19 protein-coding genes are annotated in these 19162 nt (G+C 62.4%); 6 read left to right on the top strand and 13 right to left on the bottom strand.

Going from position 1 to position 19162, the window contains the following annotated elements; translation table 11 throughout:
- The first annotated feature begins 129 nt into the window (after nt 1–129).
- The 4 genes from traC to J2J98_RS27110 all read left to right on the top strand — a co-directional run bounded on the left by traC (nt 130) and on the right by J2J98_RS27110 (nt 3455).
- Nucleotides 130–426, top strand: coding sequence for a conjugal transfer protein TraC (gene traC, locus J2J98_RS27125; protein WP_207603829.1), 297 nt, complete (start codon nt 130–132; stop codon nt 424–426).
- A 4-nt stretch (nt 427–430) separates the two neighbouring features.
- A complete protein-coding gene (gene traD / locus J2J98_RS27120) occupies nt 431–646 on the top strand; it encodes a type IV conjugative transfer system coupling protein TraD (protein ID WP_207603828.1) in 216 nt (71 codons plus the stop codon).
- Nucleotides 633–2567, top strand: a complete 1935-nt coding sequence (traG, locus tag J2J98_RS27115; RefSeq protein WP_207603827.1) for a Ti-type conjugative transfer system protein TraG — start codon at nt 633–635, stop codon at nt 2565–2567. Before traD ends, traG begins: the two co-directional genes overlap by 14 nt.
- 438 nt (nt 2568–3005) lie before the next feature.
- Nucleotides 3006–3455 (top strand): thermonuclease family protein, encoded by a 450-nt coding sequence (locus tag J2J98_RS27110; RefSeq protein WP_207603826.1) that lies wholly within the window; start codon nt 3006–3008, stop codon nt 3453–3455.
- A 242-nt stretch (nt 3456–3697) separates the two neighbouring features.
- Here the strand turns inward: J2J98_RS27110 and J2J98_RS27105 are convergent, their stop codons facing one another.
- Nucleotides 3698–4021: a hypothetical protein gene (locus J2J98_RS27105; RefSeq protein WP_207603825.1), complete on the bottom strand. Its 324-nt coding sequence runs from the start codon at nt 4019–4021 to the stop codon at nt 3698–3700.
- A gap of 442 nt (nt 4022–4463) precedes the next feature.
- On the opposite strand from J2J98_RS27105, the gene J2J98_RS27100 reads away from it, so the two are divergent.
- Nucleotides 4464–4772 (top strand): WGR domain-containing protein, encoded by a 309-nt coding sequence (locus tag J2J98_RS27100; protein WP_207603824.1) that lies wholly within the window; start codon nt 4464–4466, stop codon nt 4770–4772.
- A 61-nt stretch (nt 4773–4833) separates the two neighbouring features.
- On the opposite strand, the gene J2J98_RS27095 is transcribed toward J2J98_RS27100, so the two are convergent.
- The 6 genes from J2J98_RS27095 to J2J98_RS27075 all read right to left on the bottom strand — a co-directional run bounded on the left by J2J98_RS27095 (nt 4834) and on the right by J2J98_RS27075 (nt 8546).
- A complete protein-coding gene (locus J2J98_RS27095; RefSeq protein WP_207603823.1) occupies nt 4834–5007 on the bottom strand; it encodes a hypothetical protein in 174 nt (57 codons plus the stop codon).
- A gap of 286 nt (nt 5008–5293) precedes the next feature.
- Nucleotides 5294–5464 (bottom strand): hypothetical protein, encoded by a 171-nt coding sequence (locus J2J98_RS27090; RefSeq protein ID WP_020048119.1) that lies wholly within the window; start codon nt 5462–5464, stop codon nt 5294–5296.
- Nucleotides 5465–5784: 320 nt separating this feature from the next.
- On the bottom strand, nt 5785–6093 hold the full coding sequence (locus J2J98_RS27085) for a DUF736 domain-containing protein (RefSeq protein ID WP_163928111.1): 309 nt from the start codon (nt 6091–6093) through the stop codon (nt 5785–5787).
- A 641-nt stretch (nt 6094–6734) separates the two neighbouring features.
- Complete coding sequence (locus tag J2J98_RS27080; RefSeq protein WP_207603822.1) at nt 6735–7661, bottom strand: ArdC family protein; 927 nt, start codon at nt 7659–7661, stop codon at nt 6735–6737.
- 68 nt (nt 7662–7729) lie between these two features.
- Nucleotides 7730–7852, bottom strand: coding sequence for a hypothetical protein (locus J2J98_RS30740; RefSeq protein WP_259665027.1), 123 nt, complete (start codon nt 7850–7852; stop codon nt 7730–7732).
- Between the two features lie 109 nt (nt 7853–7961).
- The gene (locus tag J2J98_RS27075; protein WP_207603821.1) at nt 7962–8546 is read right to left on the bottom strand and encodes a hypothetical protein; all 585 of its coding nucleotides are present in this window, start codon (nt 8544–8546) and stop codon (nt 7962–7964) included.
- Nucleotides 8547–8999: 453 nt separating this feature from the next.
- Between J2J98_RS27075 and J2J98_RS27070 the strand changes: the two genes are divergently transcribed.
- On the top strand, nt 9000–9290 hold the full coding sequence (locus J2J98_RS27070; RefSeq protein WP_207603820.1) for a hypothetical protein: 291 nt from the start codon (nt 9000–9002) through the stop codon (nt 9288–9290).
- On the opposite strand, the gene J2J98_RS27065 is transcribed toward J2J98_RS27070, so the two are convergent.
- From J2J98_RS27065 to J2J98_RS27040, 6 genes are all read right to left on the bottom strand, one after another.
- The gene (locus tag J2J98_RS27065; protein WP_207603819.1) at nt 9259–10149 is read right to left on the bottom strand and encodes a DUF7007 domain-containing protein; all 891 of its coding nucleotides are present in this window, start codon (nt 10147–10149) and stop codon (nt 9259–9261) included. The two genes, J2J98_RS27070 and J2J98_RS27065, sit on opposite strands and share 32 nt — an antisense overlap.
- A complete protein-coding gene (locus tag J2J98_RS27060; protein ID WP_207603818.1) occupies nt 10146–10601 on the bottom strand; it encodes a hypothetical protein in 456 nt (151 codons plus the stop codon). Before J2J98_RS27060 ends, J2J98_RS27065 begins: the two co-directional genes overlap by 4 nt.
- A gap of 90 nt (nt 10602–10691) precedes the next feature.
- Nucleotides 10692–12515: a ParB/RepB/Spo0J family partition protein gene (locus tag J2J98_RS27055; RefSeq protein WP_207603817.1), complete on the bottom strand. Its 1824-nt coding sequence runs from the start codon at nt 12513–12515 to the stop codon at nt 10692–10694.
- 525 nt (nt 12516–13040) lie between these two features.
- Complete coding sequence (locus tag J2J98_RS27050; protein WP_207603816.1) at nt 13041–18134, bottom strand: DEAD/DEAH box helicase family protein; 5094 nt, start codon at nt 18132–18134, stop codon at nt 13041–13043.
- Nucleotides 18135–18247: 113 nt separating this feature from the next.
- A complete protein-coding gene (locus J2J98_RS27045) occupies nt 18248–18649 on the bottom strand; it encodes a DUF3085 domain-containing protein (protein ID WP_207603815.1) in 402 nt (133 codons plus the stop codon).
- A gap of 10 nt (nt 18650–18659) precedes the next feature.
- Nucleotides 18660–19136 (bottom strand): DUF1419 domain-containing protein, encoded by a 477-nt coding sequence (locus J2J98_RS27040; RefSeq protein WP_207603814.1) that lies wholly within the window; start codon nt 19134–19136, stop codon nt 18660–18662.
- Nucleotides 19137–19162 lie beyond the last annotated feature (26 nt).

The following is a 19162-nucleotide window of genomic DNA, read 5'->3' as shown; positions in this document are numbered from 1 at the left end:
GAACGGCCGGGATCATCCACGAAAGCATCGCCGCTGGCGATTGTAGGATTCACAGTAGTGCGTTCGCTACTTAAGTTCCGGAAACTGGCTTCGAAAGACAAGCTTTCTCAGCCAGGGAGACAAACGGACATGAAGAAGCCATCCGCGAAGATCCGCGACGAAATTGCCAAACTGCAGGAGCAGCTCAAGCTCGCCGAGACACGGGAAGCGGAACGCATTGGCCGGATCGCGCTCAAGGCAGGCCTTGGCGAGATCGAGATCGACGAGGCGGAGCTTCAGGCAGCGTTTGACCAACTGAGCAGGCGATTTCGCGGAGGGCAGGGGGGTACGACCGGAGGGAAAAAGGGGGCAGGCGATGGCAGCGGCGCAACGTCAACCACGGCGGTCGCGTCTGGCCCGAATGCAGGCCGGACTGGCGAGGCTTGAACGGATGGTGAGGACGATGACATCCGACTCCCGCAAGAAGGACACGCGCGAAAAGATCGAGCTCGGCGGCCTGATCGTCAAGGCCGGTCTTCGCTATGAGAAGCGAGCGCTGGTGCTGGGCGCGCTGATCGATGCAGCGCGCCGCATCAAGGGCGACGATGGCGAGCGATCCAGGCTCACCGGACTCGGCGTGGAGGCCTTCGGCAATGACGATCAATAGGATTGCGCTCGTTATAGTGCCAGCGGCGTTGATGATCCCGGTCGTCATCGGAATGACCGGGATCGAGCAGTGGCTATCCGGGTTCGGCAAAACCGAGACCGCACGACTGGCATGGGGGCGGGCAGGGATCGCGCTTCCCTATCTCGCAAGTGCCGCAGTCGGAATCTTGTTCCTGTTCGCGACCGCCGGCGCGATCAATATCAAGCAGGCAGGTTGGGGCGTCGTTGCGGGATGCAGCGGTATGATCCTGATCGCGGCACTTCGCGAGACAATACGCCTTTCCGCTTTCATGAAGACGGTACCCGCCGACAAGACGGTCTTGGCCTTTCTCGATCCGGCAACGTCGATCGGAGCGAGTGCGGCGCTCTTATGTGCCTGCTTCGCACTCCGCGTCGCGCTCATCGGCAATGCGGCCTTCGCAAGGGCCGAGCCGAAGCGCATTCAGGGCAAGCGGGCGCTCCATGGCGAAGCGGACTGGATGAAGCTGACAGAAGCGGCAAAGCTGTTTCCCGATACTGGCGGTATCGTCATCGGCGAGCGTTATCGGGTCGACAGAGACAGTGTCGGGAGCCAAGCGTTTCGAGCCGATAGCGCTGAGACGTGGGGCGCCGGTGGCAAGTCGCCCTTGCTGTGCTTTGATGGCTCCTTCGGCTCGTCGCACGGGATCGTTTTTGCCGGTTCCGGCGGTTTCAAGACAACGTCGGTAACGATCCCAACGGCGCTCAAATGGGGCGGCACGCTGATCGTGCTCGATCCATCGAACGAGGTCGCACCGATGGTCTCCGCACATCGCGGCGGAGCGGGGAGAGACGTGTTCGTCCTCGATCCGCGGAAGCCGGACATCGGCTTTAACGTCCTGGATTGGGTCGGATGTTTCGGCGGAACCAAGGAGGAGGATATTGCCTCGGTCGCCTCATGGATCATGAGCGACAGCGGCGGCGCGCGTGGTGTCCGTGACGACTTCTTTCGCGCATCGGCGCTGCAGCTTCTGACGGCGCTCATCGCCGATGTCTGCCTGTCCGGCCACACGGATGAGAAGGAACAGACACTTCGGCAGGTACGCATGAACCTCTCCGAGCCTGAGCCAACATTACGCAAGCGGCTCCAAGACATCTACGACAATTCCGGCTCGGATTTCGTCAAGGAAAACGTCGCCGCATTCGTCAACATGACCCCGGAAACATTCAGCGGCGTCTATGCCAATGCGGTCAAGGAGACACACTGGCTGTCCTATCCGAACTATGCCGCCCTCGTGTCGGGAAAGAAGTTCTCGACCAGCCAAATCGCGGCGGGCAACACCGACGTCTTCATCAACATCGACCTCAAGACGTTGGAGACCCATTCGGGTCTTGCGCGAGTCATCATCGGCTCATTTCTGAATGCAATTTACAATCGCGACGGACAGATCAAGGGGCGCGCCCTGTTTCTCCTCGATGAGGTCGCCCGGCTCGGCTACATGCGGATCCTCGAAACCGCGCGTGACGCCGGCCGCAAATACGGGATCACGCTCACGATGATCTATCAGTCGATCGGCCAGATGCGCGAAACCTATGGCGGCCGCGACGCAGCAAGCAAGTGGTTCGAGAGTGCCAGCTGGATTTCGTTTGCCGCGATCAACGATCCCGAGACCGCCGATTACATATCGAAACGCTGCGGCATGACCACGGTCGAGATCGACCAGGTCAGCCGCAGTTTCCAGGCAAAGGGATCATCGCGAACACGCTCGAAGCAACTCGCTGCCAGACCACTCATTCAGCCCCATGAAGTTCTGCGCATGCGTGCCGACGAGCAGATCGTCTTCACGGCCGGCAACGCGCCGCTCCGATGCGGCCGCGCCATCTGGTTCCGGCGCGACGATATGAAGGCATGCGTCGGCGCGAACAGGTTTCACATGATCGGGGATGCGCCAAGGCCTGCATGATCCAAGCCGGCGCGCGGTGCAACCGAGCAAGGCTGATCCAGGAAAGAGAAGAGTATCGGAGAAATCAGCATAGCGACGCCCGACGGGCGAGATTTCGGGAATTCTCGTCGTGCGATGGGTGGGAAACAGGGCAGCCGCGGGAGCCTCAACATAGTGGCCCGAAGGGGAGGCGGGATCGACTGCTCCCCGCCCCTCGCGCACCATTTTGCCGGCCACGCAGTAGCCCGGAGCCAAGCTCCTCCGTAAACGCAGATGAAACCGAGTCCGACATAGGCTGAGGCGAAACGAGGGGATCGGATATTGGCAAATTCGAATGTGGTTCCGTTCAAAAAGCCGCCGAAGGCCAGAGGCAGTCGCGGTCGGCAGCGCGCGGGCGGAGGATTGCTGAGATCTGGGCGGAACAGATGGCGTAGACGCTCGACGGCAGTTCTATGCACCGTGATCATTGCTGTTGGGGGTTGGCTTGCCTATGGCGGCGCCGACGTTCTCCCCGGGTTCGCCACTTTGGCCAAGACACCGACGACGGATTCATTGTCGGCCGCATTTTCGATCTGCGACGGAAGCCATCGAGCCAGCTGCGTCGTCGACGGCGACACCTTCTGGTTCAACGGCGAGAAAATCCGTATTGCCGATATCGACACGCCCGAACTCAGCCCGCCCCGCTGCGAGGCTGAACGGATAAAGGGTGAGGCGGCAAAATCTCGCCTGCTGACGCTGCTCAACGCAGGAAAATTCTCTCTGGCAGCCGGGTTCCGTGATGAAGACAAGTACGGTCGCAAACTTCGCACCGTGTCTCGCGCAGGCAATTCGCTGGGCGACGTCTTGATCGACGAAGGGCTCGCCCGATCATGGGATGGTGCCCGACACGGCTGGTGCCAGGGCGGGTGACAGCGAACCATCGCTTCCCCGGCACGGGAGAGGGATAGGGGTTTGGGGAAAGGGAGGAGGGAACCGTCCCCTTTCCCCATGGGAGGATGTTTGAAGGAGGGGCGTTGCCCTTCCTTCATGGGGTGAGGTTTGAGAGGGGCGGCAGGCCACCCTTTCAAAGCCTTACCGGCCGGTCGATCCGGCTGAAACGGCTCACGCGAAGGCAAAGACCAGAGGCGGCGAGCCACCTCTGGTCTGAAACCTCAATGATCTTCATCAGGTTCGAAGAACGGCTCTCTGTCTTCGAGGCCGATGTGCCATTGCTTGTCCGACCACCGCGACGGGAGGTAGATCTCATCACCGCCAAAATGCGCAATGATGATCTCGTCGGCCTCGTGGAACAGAGCGAAATCGACTTTGTGCTCGATCGCCCAGAGGAGGGATGCAGACAGAAACTCTCGCGAGATATCGGCTGGCAAATGAACTTCCGCATCGAAATTTCGGCGCAAACTTTCAAGCCAATTCGGTTGTTGATTCAGCAGCTTTTGATCTTCGCCAACCAGGTGAGTGTTTTGATGCCTTGTCATCAGAGTCTCCTTTTCGTTTCTGACGAAAGGTGTCCGCACCGTAGCCCGTGAGGGGTCAGGGACCGCGGAACGCGGCCGCCCTGCGGCGAGCGGAGGAACCGATTTTCCTGGGGCCGCTTGCGGCGCTGGGAAAATTGGAGGGGCCGCGATGTCCTTGACGCCGGAACGGCGGGTGCAAAATGGGATGTCAGAGAGAGATAGAACCGCGTCCGGAAGGGACGCGACCGCTTGCCATCTCCGATGGCCTTGTGTCGTTCTGGCTGTCTCCGGACAACGATTTTTGACAGAGGCATGCTTCTTGCCGCGAGAGGATCGTAACCCGACTGGGCGGAGACCGCGTGCAGGCTCCGGCCGCAGCGCGAATAGAGCCGCGCGCCGGCGGCGCCTCGCCCGAGCACCATTCTTCACGAAAATGAATCGGTCGCACCTGTAGGATTCACATATGTCGTTGGACGTGGCGGCGCCGGGTGACGATCATGCCGACATGATTTCGCAACCCTACCAGCTCTATGTCGAACGAACGGACCCAGCCAAAAACATGGCTCGGTACTATGCCATGGCGATCGAGCAGACGATGTTCGGAGAGGCTTGCCTGACGCGGCGTTGGGGACGGATCGGCAGGCGCGGGCAGGAGAAACAGCATGTTTTCGAACGGGAAGAGGAAGCGGTTCTGTTGTTCCTCGACCTGTTGAAACAAAAGCGTGCTCGCGGATATTTGCCGAGAACAGGGCTTCAGCTCTCGCAAAGCTGACCTTGGCCGCCTGTGCGTTTCGAGCGACAAAAGGAGGGCCGCCGTAGCGGCCCCTGGCGCATCATCTGCGCCGGTCCCAGTCGGTTTCGAACGAAGCCTCGATCTCAACGAAGAACGGGATCTTGACCGCGAGCTTGAAGCCGAGTTTTCCCTTGCGGAAAAAGTGACTGATCACCTTGCCGAGAGCCCGAAGACGGCGGCCGGTGGCGCCGAGGAATTTTGCGAGTTGGCGCATGATATTTTCTCCTTTCGATAAGCTGTCATCGCGGGGTGAGACACGCTGACCGGAAAGGAGGGCTGCATCGGGACGGCCGCAGCCATGCGGAGGACTTGCAGGCGACTGAATTTTGACCCGCGAGGAGCCGGCGGCGGGGAAAATTCTGGCGGCGGCAGGTTGCGGCGCGACGGACGGGATGCAGCATCCCCATGTCGATGACAGGAGATCGAAAGGAAAGTTGCAGCGGATCGCTCCTCTCGGACCTGCGAAAGACAGCGTCCAGAGTGCTGGTGATAGGCCGCCCTCAAGAGGGCGGCTCTTCGGAAAGAAGAGCATCAAGCTCTGCGTTGGCAAAGGCAAGCTCCTGCCTTGCGCCGGCCAGAGCCGCCTCGATCTGAAGGCGCTCGTCCCAGTCCGCGCAATTCGCCAACTCGGCCCGCAGTTCCTCGATGTGCTGTTCCAGGGAAAAAGTCATCGTTTCATCTCCTTGAGTTCGTGAAAGACGATGCCCGGCACCGGGGAGGTGACGACGGGGTCAAGGATCGCGACAGCGACCGGCGGAGCCGGGGAGTGGGGGAGCCGATTTGCGCAGGCTGCCCTTGGGCAGCTGGAGTAAATTGGGGGAACCGCTCATCCTTGGGGCCGTCGTCGCCGACCGGTATCCTCGACAGGATCTGAGCCGCTCACCCCCTCTCGTATGGCACTAAAAAAGCCGGACCGGGCTCGATGCCCGATCCGGCTTTGATATTTCGGCGGATCAGCAGGCCCCGCCTGGTAGCGGGGCCGTTGAGCGCCTCAGTCCTTGCGGCGGGACCAGATAAGCTGGAGCTCCTTCTCGCCTTCGACCTCGACGAGGCTGGCGTAGATCGGGGATGGGAAGCTCGGATCGTCCAGTTTGACCGAGAGGTAGTCGCGGCCCTTCTGCTCCGAGACCCGCTGCCAGGCGGCGCCGAGCTCGACATTGCCTGCGTAGATGCGGAAGTGCGGACCGTCGTCGGAGGGATTTTCGATCCGGGAGATGCGAGCCTTGACGTTGAGTGCGAGAGTGCGGATCGAGCCGGCGAAGCCGTTTTCGGTGGAGGTGAAGGTGCCGATGGTAGCCATTGTCTGTTCCTTTCGGTTGTTTCGGGCCGCGCCCTTCGCGGCCTCGATGGCTGTCGCAAGGATCGGGGACGATCGGACCGCACCCCGAAGGGGCTGAAACGACGTGGAGGGCGGCCGGGAGCGGCTTTGTTGTTGCGCGAGGAATGGGCGCGCAGCGCTCAGGGGAAGAAAGTTGCGGACGACCGTTGCGGGAGAACGATCGAGGCGAAGCCGGTCTCCGATCAGACATGCCTCATCGAGCCCGCGGAGGACGTGGCCTATGACAGCGGTGGGAGGAACTTGGACATGGCGGCCTTCGTCAGCGCGTTGCCATGTCGGAACATCGCAGCCGCGATCCCGTTGCCCTGTCTCTGAGTCAGGGCGTCGGCTTTGGACGCGACAAAACTCGGCCGCCCGGGCAGTTGCCTCCTCTCATCAACGCGATATTGTCGGGCCGCGATTCGTCGCCTGGAGGATCTATGCGTCAGCAGACAAAACCGTTTGCCGTCGAAATCAAGCACTCCCGGAAGCTGAAAGCCACCGATCGGAAACCATCGATCTGGGGGAAGTTGGACCTCACGTCCGATCAGAACGCGCTGGCGGAAAGAGAGCCGAAAGAGCTGTCGGCCGTTGCGGGTGACAACGACCGACCATGGCGTCTCCTATGCAGCCGATCTCTCGTCGGCCTGAATGGACTGGAGACCGTGCAGGAAGCTGACAGCACGCTGGGCATGCGCCGCGGCCTGGAAAATAGCCCGCCTGTCGTCGCATAGAATCTTCAGCCACGAGCCTAGGTAAGAGGCATGGTCCGGCCGGGGCTCCAGCTCCGGCGCGATTCCGAGATCGGCGCATAGGAAGCAGCTTCCGAGCTCGGCGATCAGTTCCTCGCGGGCGCGTTCGCTCTTGTCTTTGGCATATCGGCTGAGATCGCGACCGACGCGATCGGCGCGCGCCGTCCAATGGCAACTTTCGTGACTCAGCGTTGCCACATAAGACGCGGCGTCGCGGAAGGTCTCGAACGGCGGCATCTGGATGTGATCCGTGACCGGCGAGTAGTAGGCCTGCGAGCCTCCATGGCGAATGACCGCGCCGGTGTTCCGGAAAAAGCGATCGGCGTGCTCGACCCGCTCGACAGGATCGAGCACCGGAACCGGTCGATGATGATAGTGTTCCGGCAACCCGTCGATCTGCTCGATGTTGAAGACCGTATGTGCCTTCAGAAACGGGATTTCACGGTCGACTTCGCCACCATTGCCATCCGTTTCGGACTTGGTGAAGCGGCTGGCGAAGACGACGGTCGAACCGGTCTCGCCCTTGCGCACCGCCGCTCCCAGTTCAAGCGCCTGCTTGAACGTCATCCACATGGGTGAAGTGAAGCCGCGCGCCATTCCCTCCGACCATAACAGGAGAATGTTCATGCCCGAATAGGGCTGACCGTCGTGGCGTAGCGGCCGGGTAATCCGACCATCCGTGTTGGCCGCGTGCCAAGGCTTCATCCAGGGTTTTACACCCTTTTCCAGATCGGCAACGATCCGGTCCGTGATCCGTGCATAAATGTCGGCGCGTTCGTCCTCGGCTTTCCTGCTCATGTCCTTATCCTCCGTTTTGGAGGCCGCGCCCATCGCGGCCCCGTCGCGGAGGTCCGAAGCAGGAGCGATCAGGCGGCCGGCCGCACCGGAACGGCCGCAACGGAGTGAAGGACGGCGAAGCCGTTGCGGCAGACCGCCGGCTCCTGCAGGACCGCCGACCGGGACGGGGTCGCGTGGCGAGCGGGGTCCATGTTTCTCTTCCTTCTGATGACCTGGAAAAAGGCCGGTCCCAAAGGAACCGGCCTAATGATCAGGGAGAGGGAAGAAAGGGCGGAGCCGAAGCTCCGCGCGAAAAGCGGCTCAACCGAGTGCCGCCATCTGCGCCTCCGCCGCCTTGCGGTCGAGCGACTGGCCCGGGTTTTCGACCGGGCGGTCGAAAGGCTTCCAGGCTTCGCCGATGACGTGGCTGTAAGCTGCGACTGCGCCCTCGGCGGCCATCCGCAACGCGTGGGACTGTATGCCCATGTCGGCGGCGAATTCGCGTTTGCGCTGGGCGGCGCTGTCGTAACCGACCGGGCCATCGAGGTCCTCGTCGCGGGCATCGTTTGCCGATTTGGCGGTGGCGTCTCGCGCCTCGGAGACTGCCCGACTGTAGAACTGGCCGGCTCCGTGCGCCGAGCCGACATAGGCCCCGACGATGCGCTGGAGATGGATCTGCATCGCTTTCTCGCCGAGACCGTCTGAGAGGCTGTCGGCGGTCGCAATGATCAGGCGCTCGTGGAGCTCACGGATGCCGTCGCTGTCGACCACCGCGGATCCAAAGCTCTCGGCGATCAGCATTGCCTGGACGGTGTCCGGGCATGTGAGCCTGACCATCTCGAGGGTCGCGCCCTTGCGGAGCGGCACGACGCGGGGGGAGGGTCGATTGGTTGCGGGCTTGGCCATGGGATCTTCCTTTCGTGGTTTTCACCGAAGCGGCTCCGGCTCCTGCCGGTCTGCCCTTCGATGCGGTCGACAGGAACCGGTTGAGGACGGGCGCTTTCACAGGTCCGGGACGGCCGGGCGAGCGAAACGGATTTGCGGACAAGCGGGGTAAAGCCCTGCGAAGGACGCGGAGCCGTTTTGCGAGGGAGGCTGCACCGGCCGCTCCGCGGCGCGCCAGCGGCCTTGAAACGACCGGCCGCCGGTTCAGACCGCAGCGAAAACGAAGGGCAGACCGGCAGGGGTCGGGCTATGGATCCGAGACCCCGGAGGAGAGAAACCCCTGGGAGCGACAGCCAGCATTCCTCCTCCAGCGCATCAGCCGCCGCGAAAGCCCCCATACGGTCGGACTCACGCCGCCGCATTACCTGCATCATCGCCGAGCATCATACGCATGGTAGTGATCGCCCGCTCCTGATGTTGGAGTTTGCGCGCCAGGGCAGCGATTTCCGTTCGCCGTTCGAAGCTGACCCGCTCGACGTGATCCTGAAACAGCTGTTCGTCGGAGCGCGTCCACCGCGACCCGCCCCGGCGGTGCGAGCGGGCTTTCGCCTTCTCGGTAACCGCTATGCGTTCGGCCCGGCCCGTGATCTGCCGGTGAATGCGATCGAGATGGTGGCGCGTCTCTCGCCGCGCCGCCCCCATGCTGGACAGAAGAACGCGGGACGGACCGGATTCATGGACCGGTCACCCGCGCCTGCCAGTTGATGAAAGACGACGATCCGTCATAGGCAGCGTGGTCCGCCGGATCGATGACGAAGCCAAATCGGCCAACCTCGTACTCGTCGCTTGGCACGAGAAAGCGTCGCTCTTCCGCATCGGTGGCCCGCGCGCCGCCGATCGTGGCGATGACCTCGGTCATCCCGGCATGATGACCCGAGCGTAGCGCGGAGATGACGATCCAGTCGCCGGCACTCTCCCGCTCAAAGGCGCGGCGATCCTTCTCATGGGATTCACCGGGCGCAAGCAGACGGCCGAAAATTGCCTCCCAGGCATTGGGCGAGGTATCTCGCACCGTCCGATCGGCGCACTTGCGCTCGCATGCGGTAAAGAGGCTCGGGTAGGTGAGGGCAACCGCGGCCCACGCGGCATCTTCCTCGTACCAGCCATTGGCGCAACCCAGCATCGGATGGATCTTGGCATTGCGCTCGTTGGACAGCTTGAACCCGCCATGCCCGGCAGTGGTGTGAGCGACGATACCCTCCGCGTAGACGGTGGCGCCCTGCGACGGTCCCCAGGGGGTGGAGCAGTTCATCCGGACAGTTTGTCGGTCGAGCGCCCGGAGGTCTCGGACGTGCTCGGCCTGCTCGATCATCCGTGCCCGAAATTCCGGCTCGTCCGCAACGGCGCCATGATGCGAGTAGAAGTCGTCGCGATTGAGCTCGTAAAGCTGCCGTGACACACGCCAGGCGCTGGCGAGAAAATGCTGGCCGTCACGTCCCGGCACCATGGCGAAGACGAAATCGCCGACACGGGCGACGGGCATGTCATCGGCGCTGCGACCGAAGGCCACCCCTGAACCTTCAGGGATGGAAGCTGCTTTGGCTTGGAGAGCAGGCGTGTTCATGCCGCGACCCTCCCTTCGGCATGGGCGGCCGCCACTTCATCGGCAGTGACCTCTTCCAGCACGGCATTGGGATAGCTATGCCGGGTCAGCCATTCCTCCGCGGCTTGGCGATTGGCGGCGAGGTGGACGAGCTCGGCGTTGTCGCCGGCGCGGTCGAAGACCCTGATGTAGCCGAGCTGCGGGCGCGCGATCACCTTGAATGTCAGGCTGCTGTCGAGTGAGAACGTCCTGTGGATACGGATAGTGATGACGCTATTGGTGCCGAAATCGCCCTCATGCAGCGTAAAATCCGGCGACAGGCAGGCATTGCCGATGCCGCGCTTGCCCTGTTTTCGGATCAGCCTTCCCTTGCCGTTACGGCTTTCCCAGGCGGCGAGCTTTTGTCGGTGGCGCTCGGGCGGGCGGGGCGTACCGTCGGACCGGGCGAGATCATAAATCAAAGACGCAGACATATTCGTTCTCCTGTTTCGAGGTGTGGAAACAAAGCCGCCGCCGGTGATGGCCGGCGGCGGTATCGATCAGTATGACGTTGTGGGGCAGGGTTACTCGGCCGCAATTCCGTAAGCGGTATTGGAATCCTCAGGGCTGGTGTCAGCGCCGGCATCGACCAGGTCTTCGAGGTCGGCGTCCGCCGCATTGCCGTCGTCCTGGGCTTCCGGAACATGCGGATTGGCCTCCGCGTCGTCCTCGACCGACGGCTCAGCCTCATCGACGGCGCCGTGCTCGATGCCGCCGACCGCCCCTTCGGCGGACGCTTCGTGGTCCTCGCCATTTTTGTCCATGTTCTTAGCCAGCCACTCGGCCAGCTTTGCGTCATCGGGTGCGAAGAGGGCAGACGGATGTACGAAGCGTTCATCCTTGAAGTGCTCGACTAGGGCAGCGCGGGTGTCCCTGACACGCGGGCGGGGAACGACACTCGTGCCGCCGCAGGACGCTTCCAACGCCGGGCGGGAGAGGCACGCGAGGAATTGCTCCGTGCCCATGTTCGGAAGATAGGTGTCGGCGCCGATGGCATCGCCGGCGATCCGGGCGACAATGCCGCTGTCCGTGCGGTTGGTCCGCGCCGACAGTGCGTCGATCAGGGTCAACCTGGCCACGACACGAAGCGTATCCGTGGCGAACTCCAGCTTGCCGCTTTCACCGATCAGCCGGACGGCGTGCCGGGCGAAACGCCTGGAGCCGTAGAGATGGTTGGAGGTTTCGGAGCCGGAATCGACCGAGACGTTCTGCCCGGCGAATGCGAGGACGAGCAGCGCCATGAGCGTATCGTCCTCGATCGGCGCTCGTGCTAATGCCTCGTGCAGAGCGTCTGTGCGGAAATCGCCGATCATGTCGAGGCCGTTTCGAGTCACGTCGGGCCGGGTCTTGGCTGCAACGTCGATACCCTCGTTTCCGTCCTCGCCGCCGAGCGCGGTCGGATCGGCGCTGCCCTTGACTTGTCTGACCTCCGGCATCCGGAAGTGAGCAGTCTGCACCTTGCCGTCACGGTCGAGATACATGGCGGTGCAATCGCCCTTGCCGGGCTTGCCGTAGACGCGCTCCGCCTTCGGCGGCAATTGCGGCTGGCCGAAATTGCTGACTTCGACGATGGCGCCCTTCTTGGGAAGATTGCTACTCATCCATTCCTGCTGCGCACCGAGGAATGCTTCGACGTTGGTGGTGTAGCGGTTATCCTCGTCGGCCGGGCCGAACAGGTCTTCCGCCCACTCGATGCCGTAGGCCTGGCGGAGATCGTCGCCGAAACTCGCATCGCGCGCGAACATGCGGGTCTTGGTGAGGCCGTTGGCAATCGCCCACCAGGACGCCGTGTCACCCTTCTTCGGCTTGTGGGCCTTCCAGACTTCCTTCTGGTCATCGAGTGACGCCGCGGAAATCGTGCGCAGCTGCTGCTCGCTCGGCATGTCGCCCCTGGCCATGTGATCGAGCATCGCCGGCAGCACGTTGGCGAGCAGGCGAAGCTTGCGGATTTGTCTGACCGGCAGTGCCAGCGCGACCGCAATGGCCTCCTCGGTCCAACCGAGTGCAATGAGGCGCTCGATGCCACGCCATTGATCGATCGGATTGAGCGGCTCGCGCGCGATGTTTTCGATCATCGAACGCATCGCGCCATTGTCGTTGGCCGCCTCGACGACGATAACATCGATTTCTTCGATGCCGGCGGCGATCGCCATGCGGGTGCGCCGGTGACCGGCTTCGATGACATAGCCGTTGCCGCCGGCTTCGGCGAAAATGACGGGCGGCTGGATGATGCCGACGGCCTTGATGGTCGCAAGCAGCAGCGCGTCGGCCTGGGGCGTCGACGTCGACTGGCGGGTGTTGTCGGGATTCTCCTTCAGCGCACGCGGATCGACCTTCATGAGTTGCATGGGAGTGTTCCTTTCCGGGGGATGCGGACCTGGCCCTCTGCCGGTCCCTTCCTGTCTTCATTTTTTCCTGAAGACATCTCCCGGACCGTAAAGCGGCCCGACCGGCGCAACTGCGGTCGAGCAGCCCTGCCGCGAAGGACAAGCGGGGCTAACAGCCCTGCGAAGGACGAGTGGCCGGGATGCGGAGGCGGCGGTTGAGCGACAGCGGCGGCGGGAGGACCGATCTGCGACCGGTTTTCCTTCCCTTTCCCCTTCTCCCTTTCCCAACTTCTTCTGATAAGCGCTCTGCTACAGAGCTCGCAATCTGGTTGCGAGGGAACAAAAAAATGGGCCGTCGGAAAAACCGGGGCCCATGAAGTGTGAAGGTCAAAAACCTCCAGAGGGGAACAGCTGTTGCGGCGGCACTGGGAGGAGACCGCCATGTGCATCAGCTGTGTGCACTATGATCATTTTTTGATCAGATGGAAAACATTTATTGTGCAATGCACCTATGCGCATGCTGCACTGCTTCCAAGATCAAGCTGATTACCTGGCAGAGGTACCTGCCTCGCGCGCCTCGGCTGCGAGTTCCGCCTCAACGTCCCGGAGCTGGCGACGGTTTTCGCCCAGTTCCCCGGCAAACGCGAATTCGCCACACTCACGGTTTTGGTATGAGGCAAGACGTCTGCGCGCCTCCTCCAGCCGCTGGCGATAACGTTCCCGCTCCCCGTCGAAGTCGTCGAGCGCGTGCTCAAGGCGGGAGACCGCGCCGAGTGGCGTCACCGTGACAGCGAGATCGATCTCGTAATCCGCGCCCGTGCGCTGAAGCATGGTCGTGTAGCGATAGCCGTCAGACCTGCCGAACCGCTCGCCATCATAGACGAGATCGAAGCCACCAATGGAAGCGATGACGATCTCACCCTCCTGTTGAAGCTGGACGAGGGTAAGGATTTCCTTCATCAGCGCGCGGCCGGCTTCCTTTCGCTCGTCGTATGAAACGCCCGTGACGGTCATCGTGAAGGCATCTCCCGCAGTCGGAACCAGCCGTTGGACATCCTTGCCGATGTCGCCGATGCGCCGGGTCGACACCTCAATGTCGCGTTCGGCGTCCCGGACCTGCCGGCGCACTGCGAACAGGTCGTCATCATAGGCGGCGCGTAACCGCTCGAGACGAGCGATATCGGCTTCGAGTCCGGCCTTCTGCATCAGGCGTTCGTCGCCCGAGGCAATCGCCTTGGCCATGGCGAACTGGTTGGCCTGGCCTTCGCCGAGATCGTCCAGCCTGCGGATCGATGTATCGCCGGAAAGAGCCGCAGCGATGAACCGGGCCTTGCGCTCGTTGTTCTGCCACATGGAGGCATCAAGTGACCCTTGCGTGGCGTAGGCGAAGATGTCGACGACATCGTGCTGATTGCCCTGCCGGACGATGCGGCCCTCGCGCTGCTCGATCTGTGACGGCAGCCACGGCACATCAAGGTGATGCAGCGCCTTCAATCTGAGTTGGGCGTTGACGCCGGTGCCCATCATTTCGGAACTGCCGATCAGGAAACGAACTTTGCCCGAACGGACGTCACCGAACAGGCGTTGCTTTGCCTCGGTCTTCTTGAAGTCCTGAATATAGGCGATTTCCGATGGCGGGACACCAAGTCGGACCAACTCGTCGCGAATCCAGCGATAGGCGCTGAAGCCGCGCGTCTTCTCGGCATTGATGGTGCCGAGATCGGAGAAGATCATCTGCGCAGCGCCGGCAATCTCATAGGGCTTGCCGTCCGGGCGAAGATAGGTGTTTTCACTCGTTTCCTTCCAGATGCGAAAGGCGTTCTCGATGAGCAGGTTGAGCTTGTTGTCCGGCTCGTTGTGGTTTGCCGGAATGACCAGCCGCAGGTCGATCGCCGCGTGGCGCCCGTCGGTGATGACGGATAACAGGATGTCGTCGCCGGGCTGGGCCGGCCCCTCGCGCATCTCGATCGCCTTGATGCGGCTGTCGAGGATCTGCTGATAAAATTTGAAGGCCGGCGTCGGCCTGGCCGCGAGAATCTGCCGCCGACCGGTCGAGAGTGCCGGGACCTTCACATATTGTTTCAGGTCCTCCGGCATCACCACGTCGGCGAAGGAGCGGAACATGGCGATCAACTCCGGCACGTTGACGAAGCTCGCAAACCGGCTGACCGGCTTGTATTTGCCGGACGGCTGGATTTCGAGTTCGGTCGTCGTGTCGCCGAAGGTCGAGGCCCAGGCGTCGAATTCGTGAAGCCCGCGTTCGCGGAGCGCCTCGTGGCCGAGCAGGCGCTGGATCGAGAACATCTCACCGAGCGTGTTGGTGATTGGCGTGCCGGAGGCCAACACCAGCGCGCGGCCGGGATTCTTGCTCTCGATATAGCGAGACTTGACATAGAGGTCCCAGGCCCGCTGCGATCCGTTCGGGTCGATGCCTTTCAGTGTCGACATATTCGTCGCAAAAGAGAGTTTGCGGAATTCCTGCGCCTCGTCGACAATGATCTGATCGACGCCGATTTCCGAGATCGTGAGAAGGTCGTCCTTGCGGGTTGAGAGCGCTTCCAACCGCTCTTGCAAACCTTCCTTCAGGCGCTCGAGCCGCTTGCGCGACACCCGATCCTCGCTGTCCACCTTGGTCAGAATATCCTCATAGAGCTCGAGCTCATCATGGATCATTTGGCTCTCGAACACCGACGGAACGGCGATGAACCTGAAGGCCGAATGGGTGATGATAACAGCATCCCAGGTGGCCGTGGCGGCGCGCGACAGGAAACGTGCCCGCTTGTCCTTGGTGAAGTTGGTTTCGTCGGCGACGAGGATACGGGCGTTCGGATAAAGGGCGAGGAACTCGCGCGCTGCCTGTGCGAGGCAATGGCCTGGCACAACCAGCATCGCCTTGGCGATCAGGCCGAGACGGCGCTGCTCCATGATTGCCGCGGCCATCGTCATCGTCTTGCCGGCACCGACGGCATGGGCGAGATAGGTCGACCCGGCAGAAATAATGCGCCAGATGCCGCGCTTCTGGTGCCCATACAGAACAAAGGCGCCAGAGGCGCCGGGCAGTTTCAGGTGGGAGCCGTCGAACTTTCGCGGCGCGATGTTGTTGAACCGGTCATTGTAGACTCGCGCCAGCCGGTCGGTGCGGTCCGGATCGGTCCAGACCCAGGACTGGAATGCTTGCTTGATCTTCTGCAGCTTGTCGCGGGCCGCTTCGGTATCAACGACGTTCAGAACGCGGCGCTCGCCACCAACATCCTTGAACACGTCAAAGATCTGCGGAACCCGGCTGTTCAGCGCATCGGCCAGCAGTTCGCCGGCATGGCGCCGCCTTGTGCCCCATTCGGAGGTGCCGGTGGCGTTATAGCCAAGCTGCCGTACCTCGACGGTCCAGGATCCGAGTTCCGGCATATGATGGATTCTGATGTCGACATCCATCGTCTCCCTGACGAAGGCGACGATATCGGCAGCCGGGATCCAGGGCGCGCCGAGACGCGCGGTGATATCCGACGGCCGGAGGTCTGCGGGCTGGACGCCCTGCAGCGCTCGGACATTGCGCTCATATAACGGATCGAGCGCCGCCGCCGCTTCGGCGACCGTGAGCTTCGTGCGGACCGGGCCAGAGAGATAGGCGTCAGAGGTCTGCCATGACCCGTCGGCGGGATCGCGGAAGATGGCGTCCCCGAGCTGGCCGATCACAGCGCCGGGATCGCGATGCAGCAGCTCGGCAATATGCTCGGGATCGACGCGGCCACGCTCGTTGAGAACGACGGCGAGCGCATCGGCCGCTGAGGTTATGACGGGTGGTGCAGGAGGGGAAATCACCCGCTCAGAGAAAATCGGACCGGGCTTTGCCGTATCGGTTTCGAGGTCGTAGTCCTCGATCGAGGCCACCAGCCAGCAATCCGGGTCGTCCAGGAACGGCTGGAGATTGGACCGGCGATGGGTTTCGCCGACCTCGCCGCTTTCCTCATCGTCCGAGATCGAAACCGTCGTATGGTTGATCGGCCCGAAGTCGCGCACAAAACTCGACCAGGCGATGCGCAGCCGAACCTGCAGATCCCGCCACGGTCGGTCCAACTCCTGCGCTTTGAGAACATCGCGCACTGCGTCGCGGATCGGAATCAGCTTCTTAATGATCCGGACATGCTTTTCGGGCAGGCCGTCGCCTGACCGGCCTTTCCGCACCGAAACCGCGAGCGGCACTCCGTCGATCATTTGCATGAGGCCGTGGCGGTTATTGATGAAGAAGCTGCCCTCGCGGACCTTGTCGTTGCCGGAGCGGAGATCGACGATCTCGCCCAACTCCTCTTCCAGATCGATGTCGATCTGCGTCGGCTCGCCGTCATACAGATCCTCCGGAAGAAGAGCGATCACGGCCATCAGTGCCGTTTCGAGATCTTCACCGGCGCGTGGCCGGCACGTATAGGTCTCGCCGAACGGGCCAGACGTTAGGGCGTGCTCGCCGAGCACGAGGTGCGGGTGCCGCGCGAACCAGCGGTTCACTCGGATTGCACCGTCGTCGGATGTGGCCGGGCGCACCTCCTCCAGATCGAGCCACGACAGCTCGCCCTCCGGCTCGGCAATCCGGCGCTTGCGGAAGAACAGGATGTCCACCACTACGTCCGTGCCGGCATCTGCCCGGAAGCTGCCCTCGGGCAGGCGGACGGCGGCGATCAGATCGGCGGATCTGGCGATATGCTCGCGGGCCGTCGCGTCCGCCTTGTCCATCGTGCCCGAACTCGTGACGAAAGCGGCGAGTGCGCCAGGCTTCAAGAGATCGATCGACCGGGCGATGAAGTAGTCGTGCAGCCGCAGACCGAGCGGACGGTAGTGCCGGTCCGACCGAACCGTGCGATCGGAAAAGGGAGGATTGCCGATCGCGAGATCATAGATCGCGTTGAGTTCGATGCGCGCGAAGTCGGCGTTGATGACGCGCGCCTTCGGCTGAAGCAGCCGGGCAATCCGTGCCGTCACCGGATCGAGTTCGATTCCGGTAACATGGCTGGTATCCCTGAGAGCTGTTGGCATCAGCGCCGGAAACAGTCCGGTGCCGATCCCTGGCTCCAGAACACGTCCGCCACGCCAGCCGAGTCGCTGAAGGGCCGCCCAGATTGCGCGGACGATGAACTCGGGGGTGAAGTGAGCATACTGGGTACAGCGCGCGAGCGAAGCATAGTCGGCATCGGTGACGGCGCTTTCCAGCGAACTGCCGAGGTCGTCCCAGCCTTCCCGGAAGTCGACTTCGCCTAGACGCCGGAACATGCCGTTTGCGAGTTCCGATGCGCCAAAACCGATGAAGCGGATCAGCCTCGCCTGCTCGTCACGGGTGGCGGGTCGATCTTGCTTTTCGATCTCGGTGGCAGTCAGGATGGCCGCAAGATTTGCCTTCGCCCGCTCCTTCCAGGTCGCGGCCAAGCCGCGGTCGTCGCCGTCGTTGAGATAGAAGTTGGTTCGCTCGCCTTGTCTCCGCGTCGCCGGCCGCTTCGCAGCTGGCAGAGGCAATGCCGGCGTGGGGGAGGGGGGCGGCGGATCGGGATCGTCGTCATTGGCGGCGAAACCGCCAAACGCAGTGACGCTGAGGCGAAGGCCGGACGACAATGCGCTGCTGCCGAACATATCGAGGGTGAAGGGATCGTGGGACATGAAAGCTCCTTTTCGAGGATGTGCGCCACGGGACAGGTCCCGTGGCTGTGAAGGCGGATGAAAATGAGTTGTGGGAATTTCGACCTGGTTCGTCCGGCGGCAGCGATCGCGACCTACGAGCGTGTGATTACGGAGAGCTGCATTGTTTCCGTCGCAAACTCCGCCCGCAGATGCGTGGCTTCCGGGTTTGTGGAAAGCATGGCTTCCAGGCTCTCAGAGTCGATGAAGACGATGCCGTCGTCTCCCCCGAGATACCGGCGCTTGTAGTGCCAGTAGTCCGGATTGGTCTTCGGATCGCACTCCTCGGCATAGACCGCGAGCGCTCTTTGGCCCTCCGCCAATTTTCCGTTGGAAAGCAAATAGACGCCTTCGTCGCCGACGACCCACAGGCCGGGCCGTTCGTCCTTGCCTGGGAGGAGTCCATAATACGGATTGCGGAAGCCGCCATTGGCTTCCGCGTCCGTGCGTCCGCGCGCGATCACCGCATCGACCTCGACCACGCTGAAAGTGAACATGGCTTCTTCCTCACGCGGCGATCGGGGAGGGAAGGTGGCGAAGATGCACCGGCAGCTTCGCAGTGACCTCCTTCTCGGTGAGCTCGTCGAGCCGCTCTTGGCGCGTCATCGTCCGGACCGGACGGCTTTCTCGCTCGATGATGGCGACGCGCATCGTTTCGACGAATGCCCTTTCGGAAAGATCGCAATAGCCATGGAAATAGCGGATGACCTCGTCGATCCTGAGCGCGAAGAACACTGATGTCACCGAGCAGGACATGAATTCGCGCATCGCGAACATGGACCCTCGGATCCACAACGGAGGCAGGATCTCGAACATATAATCATGTTCGGTCTCGCCGATCCCGAACCATTCGCCCGAGTAAAGTGGCGCGGCATCACCGACCCAACGGTTCGGGCGCTGGGCGTGGCGATCGAACATGCGGAAGATCTGCTGGCGGCTTGCGACACCCTGAAAAACCTTGGCGATTGCGGGAGAGGGGATCATCTGCGGCTCCTTCGCGCGTTTTCGGA

Source organism: Rhizobium bangladeshense (assembly GCF_017357245.1).
GTDB lineage: Bacteria > Pseudomonadota > Alphaproteobacteria > Rhizobiales > Rhizobiaceae > Rhizobium > Rhizobium bangladeshense.
Note: the sequence above shows the minus strand (reverse complement) of the source record. Positions and strands in the feature narration are given on the sequence as shown.